General features: G+C 64.8%; 14 protein-coding genes. 13 read left to right on the top strand and 1 reads right to left on the bottom strand.

The features are described from left to right. Nucleotides 1-12 precede the first annotated feature (12 nt). From AMA01_RS08165 to spoVM, 13 genes are all read left to right on the top strand, one after another. Nucleotides 13-891 carry a YicC/YloC family endoribonuclease gene (locus AMA01_RS08165; RefSeq protein ID WP_067849858.1) on the top strand — a complete coding sequence of 293 codons (879 nt, stop codon included), beginning with the start codon at nucleotides 13-15 and terminating at the stop codon, nucleotides 889-891. A 120-nt stretch (nucleotides 892-1,011) separates the two neighbouring features. Continuing rightward, nucleotides 1,012-1,212, top strand: a complete 201-nt coding sequence (gene rpoZ, locus AMA01_RS08160; protein ID WP_067849856.1) for a DNA-directed RNA polymerase subunit omega — start codon at nucleotides 1,012-1,014, stop codon at nucleotides 1,210-1,212. 89 nt (nucleotides 1,213-1,301) lie between these two features. Next, on the top strand, nucleotides 1,302-2,519 hold the full coding sequence (gene coaBC, locus AMA01_RS08155) for a bifunctional phosphopantothenoylcysteine decarboxylase/phosphopantothenate--cysteine ligase CoaBC (RefSeq protein ID WP_067849855.1): 1,218 nt from the start codon (nucleotides 1,302-1,304) through the stop codon (nucleotides 2,517-2,519). Further along, complete coding sequence (priA, locus tag AMA01_RS08150; protein ID WP_067849853.1) at nucleotides 2,516-4,930, top strand: replication restart helicase PriA; 2,415 nt, start codon at nucleotides 2,516-2,518, stop codon at nucleotides 4,928-4,930. Before coaBC ends, priA begins: the two co-directional genes overlap by 4 nt. 21 nt (nucleotides 4,931-4,951) lie before the next feature. After that, on the top strand, nucleotides 4,952-5,455 hold the full coding sequence (def, locus tag AMA01_RS08145) for a peptide deformylase (protein ID WP_067849851.1): 504 nt from the start codon (nucleotides 4,952-4,954) through the stop codon (nucleotides 5,453-5,455). Continuing rightward, the gene (gene fmt, locus AMA01_RS08140; RefSeq protein ID WP_067849850.1) at nucleotides 5,452-6,396 is read left to right on the top strand and encodes a methionyl-tRNA formyltransferase; all 945 of its coding nucleotides are present in this window, start codon (nucleotides 5,452-5,454) and stop codon (nucleotides 6,394-6,396) included. Before def ends, fmt begins: the two co-directional genes overlap by 4 nt. Next, nucleotides 6,386-7,741 carry a 16S rRNA (cytosine(967)-C(5))-methyltransferase RsmB gene (gene rsmB, locus AMA01_RS08135; protein ID WP_067849848.1) on the top strand — a complete coding sequence of 452 codons (1,356 nt, stop codon included), beginning with the start codon at nucleotides 6,386-6,388 and terminating at the stop codon, nucleotides 7,739-7,741. The genes fmt and rsmB overlap by 11 nt, the downstream gene beginning before the upstream one ends. Nucleotides 7,742-7,762: 21 nt before the next feature. After that, complete coding sequence (gene rlmN / locus AMA01_RS08130) at nucleotides 7,763-8,809, top strand: 23S rRNA (adenine(2503)-C(2))-methyltransferase RlmN (RefSeq protein WP_067849846.1); 1,047 nt, start codon at nucleotides 7,763-7,765, stop codon at nucleotides 8,807-8,809. Between the two features lie 36 nt (nucleotides 8,810-8,845). Next, entirely contained in the window at nucleotides 8,846-9,607 is a 762-nt protein-coding gene (locus AMA01_RS08125; protein ID WP_067849844.1) for a Stp1/IreP family PP2C-type Ser/Thr phosphatase, read from the top strand. Beyond that, entirely contained in the window at nucleotides 9,604-11,550 is a 1,947-nt protein-coding gene (gene pknB, locus AMA01_RS08120; protein WP_067849842.1) for a Stk1 family PASTA domain-containing Ser/Thr kinase, read from the top strand. Before AMA01_RS08125 ends, pknB begins: the two co-directional genes overlap by 4 nt. Nucleotides 11,551-11,561: 11 nt before the next feature. Then, complete coding sequence (gene rsgA, locus AMA01_RS08115) at nucleotides 11,562-12,437, top strand: ribosome small subunit-dependent GTPase A (RefSeq protein ID WP_067849838.1); 876 nt, start codon at nucleotides 11,562-11,564, stop codon at nucleotides 12,435-12,437. Next, nucleotides 12,437-13,102, top strand: a complete 666-nt coding sequence (gene rpe, locus AMA01_RS08110; RefSeq protein ID WP_067849836.1) for a ribulose-phosphate 3-epimerase — start codon at nucleotides 12,437-12,439, stop codon at nucleotides 13,100-13,102. The genes rsgA and rpe overlap by 1 nt, the downstream gene beginning before the upstream one ends. Before the next feature lie 93 nt (nucleotides 13,103-13,195). Then, complete coding sequence (spoVM, locus tag AMA01_RS14055; protein WP_081442625.1) at nucleotides 13,196-13,339, top strand: stage V sporulation protein SpoVM; 144 nt, start codon at nucleotides 13,196-13,198, stop codon at nucleotides 13,337-13,339. A gap of 75 nt (nucleotides 13,340-13,414) precedes the next feature. On the opposite strand, the gene rpmB is transcribed toward spoVM, so the two are convergent. After that, entirely contained in the window at nucleotides 13,415-13,606 is a 192-nt protein-coding gene (rpmB, locus tag AMA01_RS08100; protein ID WP_067849834.1) for a 50S ribosomal protein L28, read from the bottom strand. Between the last annotated feature and the right edge of the window lie 122 nt (nucleotides 13,607-13,728).

Below are 13,728 nucleotides of genomic sequence, written 5' to 3'. Positions count from 1 at the left end.
GGGGGCGGGAATGTGGGCATTCGCAGCATGACAGGTTTTGGCCGCGCGGAGGGCCGCGTGGGGCCGTATGACGTGGTGGTTGAGGCGAAGTCCGTGAATCATCGCTTCCTCGAGGTTTCGGTGCGCCTGCCGCGCGACTGGTCGTTCGCCGAGGTGGCCGTGCGGGATCGCGTCAGGGGTCAGTTGCAGCGCGGCCGCGTCGATATCGCCGTCTCACTGGCAGGCACGGGCGCAGCGGCGGGGCAGGTGTACGTCGATTGGGCGCTTGTCGACGCGCTCGTCGAGGCGGATCAGACGCTGTGCCACAAACTCGGCGTTCCGTTTGATCCGCGCTCGGCCCGCCAGTGGCTGACGTTTCCCGGCGCCGTCTCGGTGCGCCCTGCTGCCTTATCCGAGGAAGAGGCCGTCTCGTCCCTCGGAGATCTCGTGAATGCCGCGATCGACAAACTCGTCGCCATGCGCGAGCGCGAAGGGGGCGATCTCGCCCGGGCGTGCGTCGGCTACCTCGACGACGTGGAGGCCCATCTTCGCGCCATCCGGCAGCGTGCGCCGGCGTCTGTCGCTGCGTATCGCGCGTCACTTCTGGCCAGGGTGTCGGAGCTTGGCATTTCGGTCGACGACGCGCGACTTGCGCAGGAAGTCGCGCTGTTTGCCGATCGCGTCGCGATCGACGAGGAGCTGGTGCGGCTCGAGGCCCACGTTCAGGCGATGCGCAGCGATCTTGAACGCGCGGAACCGGTTGGGAGGCGGCTCGACTTCCTGGTGCAGGAAATGCACCGCGAGGTGAACACCATTGCGTCGAAGTCGCAGGACGCCGAGATCAGCCGACACGTGGTGGAGATGAAAGCCCTCATTGAGAAGCTGCGCGAGCAGGCGCAGAACGTGGAGTAGTGCGCTCTTTCCTTTGCTCCAAGATCCATGTACAATGTAAGGAAGCGTCGCGTGACTTGAGAAGACTTGAGCATTCGTATCCGCCCGTTGAGGCGGTATTTCGATATGGGGTGACCGTCGTTGATCTATCCGTCCATTGATCGACTCCTGGATCGGTGCAACAGCAAGTATGCGCTCGTCGTGCTCGCGGCGAAGCGCGCGCGGAAGCTGCAGAACGAGACGCTCAACCAGCCCGGCGCGTCGACGACGCGGAACGTGAGCCGCGCGCTCTGGGAAATTCACGACGGCGTCGTTCGCGGCAAGAATTCGTACGGCGAATGACGCAGATCCGTGATCGGGCGATGAGGCAGGACAACCGCGCGTTGTTCTGCCTCTTGTCATGAACGGCAGGAGCCAAGGGAGGGTGCGGTATGGACAAAAAGACCATCCTCGTCGGGGTGGGAGGAGGCATTGCGGCGTACAAGTCCGCGAATCTATGTTCACTCCTGGTGAAGCGCGGTTACGAGGTGCAGGTGCTGATGACCGAACACGCGACCCGGTTCATTCAGCCGCTCACCCTGCAGGCCCTGACCAAGCACCCGGTGATCTTCGACACGTTCGCGGAGCCGAATCCGTCGGAGATTGCCCATATCGCGGTGGCGGATCGCGCAGATCTGTACGTCATCGCGCCTGCGACGGCCAACCTCATCGCCAAACTGGCGCACGGCCTGGCGGACGACATGGTCACGACCACCGCGCTTGCCGCGACCTGCCCCACGGTCGTGGCGCCGGCGATGAACGTTCATATGTTTGACCATCCCGCTGTGCAGGAGAACTTGGACATTCTCCGCCGCCGGGGGACGCTCGTTCTGGATCCGGGCGAGGGGCCGCTCGCCTGCGGCTACACCGGCCGTGGGCGCATGCCGGAACCCGAGGACATCGCGGACGTGATTGAAGCCGTGCTCCATCAGGAGCAGGACCTGGATGGCCTGTCTATTCTCATCACCGCGGGGCCCACGGTCGAGGACATCGATCCCGTCCGCTACCTCACCAATCGCTCGAGCGGCAAGATGGGATACGCGTTGGCCGAACAGGCCGCACGCCGTGGGGCGCGGGTGACCCTCATTTCGGGTCCCACGCACCTCAAGCCAGTGCCAGGCGCGCGGATGATCTACGTCCGCTCGACCGAACAGATGCTGCATGCGGTGAGCGAGTTCTTTGCCGAGGCGGACGCGTTCATCTCCGCCGCGGCGCCGGCGGACTTTCGCCCCGCCCGTGCCCTGGATCATAAATGGAAAAAGTCGCAAGGCCCGTTGAAACTGGATCTCGTCGAGACGCCCGACATTCTGCTCACGGTGAGCCGCGCGAAGCGCCCCGGTCAGGTAGTGGTGGGCTTCGCGGCGGAGACGGACACGCCGGTGGAACATGCCCGGCGCAAGCTCGCGGAAAAGGGCCTGGACCTCATCGTGGTGAACGACGTGACGAAGCCTGGTGCAGGCTTCGAGGTGGACACCAACCAGGTGACCCTCATCGCGAAGGACGGATCGGCCGAGGCGCTGCCGGTCATGGAAAAGCACAGGGTGGCGGATCACATCTTGACCCGCGTGAGACAGGTCCTTCGCGTGTCGGACGGTGAGCGGCCCGTATGACCCGAGGCACCGCCCGCGTCGCGGAGGTCGTGGTCGAGGGGACGGCCCTCTTCTTGGACAAGCGGTTCGATTACGTGATTCCGCCTGGCGTGGATGTGTCGCCCGGAGCCAGGGTGGTGGTGCCGATGCGGGAGTCGGTCCGATCCGGCATCGTCTGGGCGGTGCGGGAGGACGTCGATACCCGAGGTCTTCGCGCGCTCGCGCGGGTGATCGATCGCGTCCCGGTGTTGACGCCTCATCAGATGCGCATGGCGGAGTGGCTGTGCGATCGGTACGCGGCGACGCTGCCGGAGGCGGTATCGGCCGTCCTGCCCGGCGCGTTTCGCGTGCGCGTGCGCAAGGTGGTCGTGCCGAATTCGGAAGGGCGCGTCCCGAACGACGTGAAAGATGCCCCGCTTTTTGCCTTCGTTGCCGACCGTGCACCCGAGTGGAGCGAGATTCGGGCGCGATCGAGGGCGGACGAGCGTACCGTTCGGATTTGGCTGGAGGCAGGGTTCGTTCGCGAAGAAATCCGCGTGGACGAGGCCGTCGGCGAGAAGCGGCGCGCGTACCTCGTCGCGTGTGCGGAAGCGGATGTTTTGCGCCTCGAGGCGGAACGCCGGCGCCGCCGCGCGCGGCGCCAGGCCGAGATCTTGCTGCGACTTGCGGCGGAGCGAGAGGTGCCCTGGGACCGGCGCGCGTATCCACCGGCTTCGGTGACGCCGCTCGTCGAGGCGGGGCTGGTCGGCGCCGTGGAACGCCGCGCGAAGCGCGAATCTGCGCCGCCAGAGGTGGACGATTGGCCAGAGCTGACGCTGTACCAGAGCTCGGCGGTGCGCGCACTGGCCGAGATGGCGCGAGGGGGCCATGGCGTGGCGCTGCTGCACGGTGTGACCGGCAGCGGCAAGACGGAAGTGTACATGCACCTGATTCGCGCGGCCGTCGACGAGGGCGGACAGGCGCTCGTATTGGTACCGGAAATCGCCCTGACACCCCAGCTCGTGCAGAGGTTCGAGCGAAGGTTCGGAGATCAGATTGCGGTCCTTCACTCCGGGCTGTCGCTCGGCGAGCGGCGCGAGGAATGGACGCGGGTCCTCGAAGGGGAGGCGAGCGTGGTCATCGGGGCGAGATCGGCGGTCTTTGCGCCGATGCGCAAGCTTCGGCTGGTCGTGATCGATGAGGAACACGAGCCGTCGTACAAGCAAGAGGATGCGCCCCACTACGACGCGCGCGAAGTGGCCATGTGGCGCGCGCGGGAGGCCGGGGCGCTCGTAGTCTTGGGATCGGCGACGCCGTCGCTCGCGTCCATGTTTCGGGTGGAACGAGGCGGCGCGAGGCTTGTCTCCCTGCCGGTTCGGGCAAATCGACGGCCGCTGCCGCCCGTGGACGTGATCGACATGCGCGAGGAGTTGCGCGCGGGAAACCGGTCGATTTTCAGCCGCAGGCTCGCGGCGGAACTGGAGCGCACGGTGTCGGAGGGCATGCAGGCCATCCTGTTTCTGAATCGCCGCGGTTTCGCGCACGCGGCGTTGTGCCGGGCGTGCGGGCACAGCATGGAGTGTCCGCGCTGCGACATTCACCTGACGGTTCACCGGCGTGCGGACGGGCACGTCCTTTTGTGCCACTATTGCGGGCACGAGGAGCCGCTCGTGCGCCGTTGCCCTGCCTGCGGCGAGGATGCGCTTGTCCCATATGGCCTCGGAACCGAGCAGGTGGAGCAGCACCTGCTGCGCACTTGGCCCGAGATGAGGGTCCTCCGCATGGATCTGGACACCACGCGGCGCAAGGGGGCGCTCGAGAGCATCATCGACCGATTTCAGCGGGGCGACGCGGACGTGCTCGTGGGCACGCAGATGATCGCGAAGGGACTCGATTTTCCGCGCGTCCGGCTGGTGGGGGTCGTGGCGGCGGATGCGATGCTCACGCTCCCGGATTATCGAGCCAACGAGCGCGCATTCCAATTGCTCACGCAGGTGGCGGGACGGGCCGGGCGCGCAGACACGGATGGCATTACGCTCATCCAGACGTATCAGCCCGGTCATCGCGCCATCGAAGCGGCGAAGTCCCACGACTACCGCATGTTCTACGAACGCGAGCGGGAGAGCCGCGAATTCTTTCGATATCCGCCCTTTTGTGAACTGGCGGTGTTTCTCGCCTCGCATTCGGAGGAGCGGCTGGCGCGCGGCGCGGCGGCGAGGTTCGAGCGGGAGCTCGCGCGTTCGCCCTCCGCGGCGTCCTTGACCGTGCTGCCGGCGGGGCCAAGTGGCATTCGGCGGATCGACAACGTGTATCGGTACCAGGTTGTGATGAAGTACGCGGCGTGGCAGGATGTGAAAGAGGACGTCGTGCGCGCGTACCGATTGGTGAAAGAGAAGATGAATCGGCTGGGCGGCTCCGCCGTGCTCGACGTCAATGCCCAGCGGATCGGTTGACATACAGGGAGGGGATGAACGATGGCCATTCGCATCATTCGCAAGGGAGAGGATCCAGTGCTGCGGCAGAAGGCGCATGTCGTGACGCAGTTCACCCCGGCGATTCACCGGCTCCTCGACGACATGGCGGAAACCATGTATGACGCCGACGGGATTGGCCTTGCAGCCAATCAGATTGGGATTCTGAAGCGTCTCGTCGTGATCGACGTGCAGCCGAAGGAGGACAGCTTTCAGAAGCGCGCCTGGATTGAACTCGTCAACCCGGAGATTGTGGAGCGGAGCGGCGTGCAGCGGGAGCGCGAGGCGTGTCTCTCTCTGCCCGGGCTCTCCGGCGTGGTGGAGCGCGCCGCCTACGTGCGGGTGCGGGCGCAGAACCGGTATGGCGAGTTCTTTGAGATGGAGGGCCGCGATCTGCTGGCCCGCTGCCTGCAGCACGAGATCGATCACCTGGACGGCATCCTGTTCACGGACTACCTGCGGCCCGAGGAGATCGAGCGCCAGCCGGTCGGAGAGTCGTCGCGATGACGGTTCGCGCGCTGTTTTGCGGGACGCCGGATTTTGCGGTGCCGAGCCTCGATGCGCTCTGCCGCCTGGGCTACGAGGTGGTCGTCATCACGCAGCCAGACAGGCCCCGCGGGCGATCCCGGACGCTGGCGCCGCCGCCGGTCAAAGTGCGCGCGCTGGAACTCGGCCTTCCGGTCTGGCAGCCCGAGCGCCTGCGAGACGCGATGGAGGACATCCGGCGATTTGCGCCGGATCTCATCGTCACGGCCGCGTACGGCAAGATCCTGAGCGAGGCGCTGCTGCGGCTTCCGCGCGTCGGATCGGTCAACGTGCACGCGTCCCTTCTGCCCCGTTGGCGCGGCGCGGCGCCCATCCAGCGCGCCATCTGGGCCGGCGACGCGGAAACCGGCATCACGCTGATGGAAATGGTGCGCGATCTCGACGCGGGGCCCATTTTGGCGCAGGAGCGCGCAGTCATCGAGCCGACGGACACGGCCGGATCGCTGCACGACAAATTGGCTCGGCTCGGCGGCGAGGTGTGCGAGCGGTATCTGCCGCTTTATGTCGCCGGCGAGCTTGTACCCGTGCCCCAGCCGGCTGAAGGGGTCACGTACGCCGAGAAGTTGGCGCGCGAGGACGAGTGGATCGACTGGACAAGAAGCGCGGCCGAGATCGACAGGCAGGTGCGGGCGCTCGCGCCAGTGCCGGGGGCGAGTGCCGCGCTCAGCACCGGTGACGAGATGAAGGTGCTGGCGGGGAGGCCGATGGACATGGGGCCCTTCGGCGATCCCGGCGAGGTCAAACCGCGCGGCGATGCGCTCTGGGTGTCGTGCGGCGCGGGCATCTACGAGATCTTCGAGCTGAAGCCGAGTGGTCGCCGCGCGATGCCAGCGGGCGCGTTTTGGCGCGGGCTGCGCGGGGAAGGCGTGCGCATGAGGGGGAACGCGAGCGATGATCGCTGAAGGCAGGCGGCGCGCGTATCAGGCGCTCATCCGGGTTGAACGGGACGCGGCGTATCTCAACGTCGCCCTCCAAGGGGCGCTCGCGGGCGGAAAGGTGGACGAGCGGGATCGGGCCTTGGCCACCGAGATCGCCTATGGGACGCTGCGCCGGCAGATCACGCTCGACCGACTGCTTTCGCCGCTCTTGCGCCGCCCCTTGGCGAAACTGGATCCCGAGGTGCGCGTGATCCTGCGGATGAGCGCGTACCAGATGACTTGGCTCGACCGCGTTCCGGCGTACGCGGCGGCGAACGACGGGGTCGAACTCGCCAAGCGGCATCGGCCACAGGCCGCGGCCCTCGTGAACGCGGTCCTGCGCCGGTACGCCGAGCGGGCGCAAGAGTGGGAGAGTTTGCTCAAGAAGGCCCTCGCAGGGGCGCGGGACCTCGAGCGCTGGTCGGTCATGTACAGTGTGCCGGCCTGGATTGTGGAGCGGCTCGTGGCGGACCACGGAGCGGATCGAGTCCTCGCGGCCCTCGCCTCGATGAATGAGCCGGCGCCGATGTCGCTCCGCGCCAATCGCCTGCGCGGATCCCGGGAGGAGGTCATCGCTCGGCTGGCAGAGGAGGGCGTCGAGGCAAGGTCCGGCGCGCTCGCGGATGACGGCGTGCGCGTGCAGGGGCAGATCGATGTGACGCGCCTTCAGGCGTACCGGGACGGATGGGTGACGATTCAGGACGAGGGGGCGATGCTCGTCGCGCCTCTTCTTCGGCCGGAGCCCGGCATGCGCGTGGTGGACCTGTGCGCCGCGCCGGGTGGCAAGACGACCCATTTGGCCGAGTTGATGAACGATCGCGGCGAGATCGACGCTTACGACGTCGCGATGGCGAAGGTCCGCGCCGTCCGGCAACAGGCGGAGCGGCTCGGCGTGCAAAGCGTTCATCCGAGACTCGGCGACGGCCGGCAGGTGGAACCTGGGGCGCTGTACGACGCGGCGCTCGTGGACGCACCCTGCACGGGCCTTGGCGTCATGCGCCGCCGGCCGGATCTGCGATATCGGCGGCGCCCGGAGGACGTCGCGCAATTGGCGCAGCTTCAGAGGTCCTTGCTGCGCCGAGCGTGCGCCATCGTCCGATCCGGCGGCTGCGTCGTGTACTCGACGTGCACACTGTTGAAGGAGGAGAACGAGTCTGTCGTGCGTGAGGTGGCGTCCGATCCGTCCGTGGGCGTCCGCATCGAAGACATCGGCGGCGAGCTGACGCCGAACCTCGCGGCGAGGGTTGGAGAGCGCACGGCCGGTTTCCTGCTTTGGCCGGACTGGTACGAGACGGACGGATTTTTCATGGCGCGCCTGCGCCGAATTTGAGCTTCGCCGGGAGGTGAGACCATGATCCATTTGTACGACTTCACACTCGATGAACTGCGCGACTGGGTGGTGCGCGAACTCGGAGAGCGGCCATTTCGCGCCGTTCAGCTTTACGAGTGGATGTACCAGCAGCGGGCCAAGTCGTTCGACGATATGACGAGTCTGCCGAAGGCGCTCCGCCAGCGCCTGAACGAGGTGGCGTACCTGCGATCCGCCAAGCAGGTCGTGCGTCAGGATTCCAAGGTGGATCCGACCAGCAAGTTCTTGCTCGCCTGGCCGGACGGCGTCACGGTCGAGTCGGTGCTCATGCGTCACGACTACGGAAACAGCGTGTGCGTGTCGTCCCAGGTTGGCTGCAAGATGGGTTGCACGTTCTGCGCGTCCACGCTGGGCGGCATGATCCGCCACATGACCGCGGGGGAGATGGTTGAGCAGTTGATGCACAGCCAGGCGCTGTTGGACGAAGTGGGGCAGCGCGTGTCGTCCGTCGTGGTCATGGGCTCGGGTGAGCCGATGGACAACTACGATCAGGTGATGCGATTCATCGACATCATCACGAACGAGCACGGGCTGAACATCGGGCAGAGACACATCACCGTGTCGACAGTGGGACTTGTCCCCGGCATTCGCCGCCTTGCAGAAGAAGGTCGTCAGATCACGCTGGCAGTATCCCTGCACGCGCCGAACGATGCGATTCGCGGACGCATGATGCCTGTCAACAAGGCGTACCCGATTGCCAAGTTGATGGAGGCATGTCATGATTACTATCGAAAAACGGGACGCCGGATTTCGTTCGAATACGCGCTGGTGGCGGGCGAGAACGACAGCCTTGAGTGCGCCGAGGAACTGGCGGATTTGTTGAAGGGCTTGCCGTGCCACGTGAACCTGATCCCGGTGAATTACGTGCCTGAACGCGGTTATCGCCGCACGGACAAGAAACAGATCTTTGCATTTTGGCGCGCGCTGTTGGACGCAGGCGTGAACGCCACCATCCGCCGCGAGATGGGGCACGACATCGCGGCGGCGTGTGGACAGCTTCGCGCCCAGTACGCGAACCGGCAAGCCTGAGTGGGTGTTCGCCGGTTCGAGAGTCGAGGTGTTGAGATGATTTACGCGGCGAAGTCCGATATCGGGCTGGTGCGCTCCATGAATCAGGACGGCTACGCGGTCGTGGACGACTTGCCGGTCGGCGTTCTGTTCGTGGTCGCCGACGGCATGGGAGGACCTCAGGCCGGGGACGTGGCCAGCCGGATCGCCGTGCAACGAGTGACCGAGTATGTGGGGCGCCATCTGTCAGCGGACGCCAGTCCCAGAGAGGTTGTGGCAGCGGCTATCGCGGACGCGAACGAAGCGATTTACAGACAGGCGGAGGCGGTGCCGGCATACGCTGGCATGGGGACCACCATCGTGTGCGCGCTCGCGCTCGCGGACAGGATGGTGGTGGCTCACGTTGGGGACAGCCGGGCGTACGCGTTGACCGGAGGAGAATTTCGCCAGGTCACGGAGGATCACAGCCTCGTGGCGGAGTTGGTTCGCCGCGGCCATCTCTCCGCTTCGGAAGCCAGGCATCACCCGCAGCGCAACATTGTGACGAGATCGCTCGGAACCGAGCCCGTGAGCATTCCAGACCTGACGGAGCTGTCGTGGGAGGAGGGCGATGTCCTGCTCCTGTGCTCGGACGGGCTGTCGAATCTGGTCGAGGACGAGGAACTGAGGCTGTTTTTGGAGCAGGCACGCGGTGCATGCACCACACAAGACGTGTCTGCGGCGGTGGACGCCATGATCCAACTGGCGCTCGAACGGGGCGGCACGGACAACGTCACCGCACTCGTCGCGGTGCATCGAGAGGAGGACAACAACGGATGACGGCGCGCGCGCTCGGGGGTCGGTACCGTCTCGAGCAGAAAATTGGCGAAGGCGGCATGGCGGAAGTGTATCGCGCCATGGATACGCTGCTCGATCGCACGGTGGCCGTGAAGATGCTGCGCAACCAGTACGCGGAAGACGAGGAGTTCGTTCGCCGCTTCCGCCAAGAAGCGCAGGCCGCTGCGCGCCTCTCCCATCCGAACATCGTCAACGTGTACGACGTGGGCGTGGAGGACGGCCAGCAGTACATCGTGATGGAGTATGTGGATGGGCCCACGTTGAAGGACGTGATTGTCGAGCGCGCACCGCTTCCGGTCGAGGAAGTGATCCGGATCAGCAGGCAAATCTGCTCGGCCTTACAGCACGCGCACGAGTTGCACGTGGTTCACCGCGACATCAAGCCGCACAATATTCTCATGACGAAGAGCGGCCAGGTCAAGGTGGCTGATTTCGGCATCGCGAGAGCCGCCACGGGTCAAACCATTGCCCATCGCCAGGCGACGACGGTGTTGGGATCGGTCCACTATTTTTCGCCTGAACAGGCGCGAGGCGGTCCGACCGATGCCAAGAGCGACATTTACTCGCTCGGCGTCGTGATGTACGAGATGCTGACGGGCAAACTCCCATTTGAGGGAGACTCGCCGGTCAGTGTCGCGCTGAAACACCTGAGAGAGCCGTTTGTCGAGCCGCGCCAGCTGAACAGGGATATCCCGCAGAGCGTGGAGAACATCGTCCTGCGCTGTCTGGTCAAGGAGCCAGAGGGGCGCTATCCCGATATGGCCGCGGTCATGGCCGATCTCGACGCTGCGCTTCAGCGCCCGAACGAGCCAAAGTTTGTACCTTCGAGCGGCTTGGACGGAAAGACCATCGTGGTGCCGGCGATGGGTGAGCGCCTGAGCGAGGCGCTCAAGTCTGCGGAGGTGACGGGTGAGGAAGGCGCATCCGACGCGCCGGCATCGGCGAAGCGCCCCATGGCGCGCTGGAAACGTGCGAGCCTCATCACGGGCATCGTGGTATTGTCGCTCGCCGCGATCGGCCTCGGCGGGTATGCGGCCATTGTGCTCGTGACGAGGCTCCTCACCGTACCCAACGTCGAACTGCCCTCCGTCGTCGGTAAACCGGCGGCAGCGGCCGTCGCGACCCTGGAGGCCGCGGGCTTTTCCAGGCAGCAGATTCAGGAGAAGTTCGAGCCAAATGTGAAGGCCGCGTCCGGGATTGTGTATCAGCAGTCTCCTGCAGGCAACACGCAGGTGAAGAAGACCCGGGATATCACGCTCTACGTCAGTCAGGGTGCGCCGAAGGTGGCCGTGCCGGACGTGACGAATGAGCCGTTGGATCAGGCAAAGCAGGCTCTCACGAGCGCTGGCTTCTCGGCCAACAACATCGCCGTCCAAACGGAGACCAGCACGTCGGTGCCGTCGGGTGACGTGATTTCGAGCGATCCGGCGCCAGGCACCCAGGTCCCCATCACATCGAAGATCACGCTGACGGTGAGTCAGCAGCAATACGTCACGGTGCCGAAGCTCGTCGGCCTCACGCTTCAGCAGGCGGAGGCAGCCATTCAGGCTGCTGGCCTCACCTTGGGCACGGTGACGCCGAGCGATCTCGCCGACCAAAATCCGCTCGTCTCCTACGCGTACCCGTACATCCAAGGGGATCGCGTGCCGGCGGGATCGACCATCAATCTGTATGTGGTGCCAAATCCCGCGTCTCTCCCGCCGTCCAATGGAACGGGCAACGACACCGGCAACGGGACGAGCGGCGGGACGCAGAACGGCTCGGGCAACGCGGCGGGGGCGGACAATGGTGGTGCGAACAGCGCGGCCGGCGGCAATTCCGTTGGGCCCGCCGGCAACGCCACCCAGCCCACGGCTCAGCCTGCGCCCGCACCGCAGCCGCCCGGCAAGTCGGCGCCCGGTCAACTGAAGCACAAAGGGCATTGAGGAGGAGCGCGGTGAGAGAAGGGCGTGTCATTCGCGCCATCGGCGGCTTCTTTGACGTGTTCGACGATGGCCACATTCGGCGTTGCCGAGCGCGAGGCGTGTTTAAAGTCAAAGGCACAACGGTGCTGGTGGGGGATTTCGTCCGGTATGAGCCTGTCGGGGCGCAGGAGGGCATCATTCGCGAGGTGCTTCCGCGGCGGACGGAGCTTGTCCGGCCCCCGATCGCCAACGTCGATCACGTCGTTGTCGCGTGTTCCTTTGTGACGCCCGATCTCAGCTTCTACATGCTCGACAAGACCTTGCTGCAGGTGAGCGTGGCGGGCGTCGAACCGACCATTGTGTTCACGAAGGCCGATTTGGTCGAGCAAGCTGAGTCCGACGCCGCGGTGGACACATACCGCCGCGTTGGATACGAAGCCGTCGCCGTGTCGGTCAGGCAGGGAGAGGGTCTGGATCGATTGCGGTGGCGGCTCAAGGGACATGTGACCGTTCTTGCGGGACCGTCCGGCGCGGGCAAATCCACGCTCGCCAACGCCCTGGCGCCAGGCATCTCGTTCAAGACCGGCGAGGTGAGTGAGAAGATCGGGAGAGGGCGGCAGACCACGCGCCATGTGGAACTGGTTCGGTTGGACGATGCCACGTGGCTGGCGGACGCCCCAGGGTTCAGTCAGCTCCACGTGTACGTGGCATCTCGTGAGGTGAAGTTTCATTTTCGCGAGTTTCTACCGTGGGCGCAGCGGTGCACCTACCGGGATTGCCTCCATTTAGATGAAGATGGATGTTCCGTTAAATCCGCTGTGGAGGAAGGGCGAATTCCGGCCAGTCGCTATATGTCGTACAAGCAGCTGTATGAGGAAGCGCGGGAACAGGAGTTGAACGCGTACTGATGAAGACACCAGTCATTGCTCCTTCCATTCTGTCGTCCGATTTCGCCAGGTTGAAAGAAGAGGTCGACGAGGTCATCCGGGCCGGGTGCGACTGGATTCACATCGATGTGATGGACGGTCACTTTGTGCCGAACCTCACGTTGGGGCCTCCCATCGTCAAGGCGCTGCGGCGGCACGTCGAAGCGACGTTGGACGTGCACCTCATGGTCGAGTGTCCAGAGCGCTGGATTCCGGCGTTTGTGGATGCAGGAGCTGACATTCTGACGGTGCACTACGAAGCGACGCCGCACGTGCATCGCGCACTGCAGATGATCCGCGAGGCGGGCCTCAAGGCGGGCTTGGCGCTGAATCCCGGTACGCCTCCCGATGGTTTGTCGTATCTGGTCTCTGACGTCGATCTCGTCCTTGTCATGACCGTGAATCCGGGTTACGGGGGTCAATCGCTCATTCCAAGCACGCTCGCAAAGGTCGCCGAGGTTCGCCGAATGCTGGACGACGCGGGGCGGCAGGACGTCCACGTCGAGGTGGATGGAGGCATCCACGCCGGGACCATCCGCCGAGCGAGGAGTGCCGGCGCCGACGTGTTTGTGGCGGGATCGGCCGTGTTTGATGAACTGGACCGCGCCAAAGCCATTGAGGCCCTGCGTCGGGCGCTTGACAGTTGAGATGAATTTCTGAGCTCGTCCTGGCACATTTCTACAGTGGGCGCATATACATAGCTAGCGACAGACGCCTATGCCCTGGAGGCAGAGCGGGACTTGCGGCGGGTCAGACTCCGCTCCGACAATGGCGCAGGTTGTTCGAGGGGGGTAGAGGTCGTGAAGGTCTACACCATCAAGTTGCCGCGCTTCCTGGGAGGAATTGTGAAAGCTGTGCTCAGCACGTTCACCAAGGACGAGTGAGGCGAGTTCAACCAGCACGCGTGAGACAGCCATCGATACAAAGAAAAAAGCACCTGAACGGTGCTTTTTTCTTTCTCAGATGGCGCGCTTCACCTTACCTGCCTTAAGGCATCGCGTGCAGACGCGGATGCGCTTCACGGAGCCGTTCACTTCAGCACGCACGGTCTGCAGGTTCGGGTACCAGCGCCGCTTCGTCAGAATGTGGGAGTGGCTGATCTTGTTCCCGACTTGCGGGCCCCGGCCACACACTTCACAACGGCGAGCCATTCGAGCACCTCCGTTCCTTGAAATTGTACGGAAAGGAAGCCTCATGCGCGGGCTTCTGCGTGATGAACCTCGCATAGCTTAGCACATTCTCCAAGAATCCCGCAACCGTCCTTCCAGCCCCC

The organism is Alicyclobacillus mali NBRC 102425 (genome assembly GCF_001570745.1).
Classification (GTDB): domain Bacteria; phylum Bacillota; class Bacilli; order Alicyclobacillales; family Alicyclobacillaceae; genus Alicyclobacillus; species Alicyclobacillus mali.
Note: the sequence above shows the minus strand (reverse complement) of the source record. Positions and strands in the feature narration are given on the sequence as shown.

Excerpts from the sequence above, each read along its gene's own strand:
- pknB (WP_067849842.1), top strand. The coding sequence starts at position 9,604 with ATGACGGCGCGCGCGCTCGGGGGTCGGTACCGTCTCGAGCAGAAAATT.
- priA (WP_067849853.1), top strand. The coding sequence starts at position 2,516 with ATGACCCGAGGCACCGCCCGCGTCGCGGAGGTCGTGGTCGAGGGGACG.
- fmt (WP_067849850.1), top strand. The coding sequence starts at position 5,452 with ATGACGGTTCGCGCGCTGTTTTGCGGGACGCCGGATTTTGCGGTGCCG.
- rpe (WP_067849836.1), top strand. The coding sequence starts at position 12,437 with ATGAAGACACCAGTCATTGCTCCTTCCATTCTGTCGTCCGATTTCGCC.
- AMA01_RS08125 (WP_067849844.1), top strand. The coding sequence starts at position 8,846 with ATGATTTACGCGGCGAAGTCCGATATCGGGCTGGTGCGCTCCATGAAT.
- rpmB (WP_067849834.1), bottom strand. The coding sequence starts at position 13,606 with ATGGCTCGCCGTTGTGAAGTGTGTGGCCGGGGCCCGCAAGTCGGGAAC.
- rsmB (WP_067849848.1), top strand. The coding sequence starts at position 6,386 with ATGATCGCTGAAGGCAGGCGGCGCGCGTATCAGGCGCTCATCCGGGTT.
- def (WP_067849851.1), top strand. The coding sequence starts at position 4,952 with ATGGCCATTCGCATCATTCGCAAGGGAGAGGATCCAGTGCTGCGGCAG.
- coaBC (WP_067849855.1), top strand. The coding sequence starts at position 1,302 with ATGGACAAAAAGACCATCCTCGTCGGGGTGGGAGGAGGCATTGCGGCG.
- rlmN (WP_067849846.1), top strand. The coding sequence starts at position 7,763 with ATGATCCATTTGTACGACTTCACACTCGATGAACTGCGCGACTGGGTG.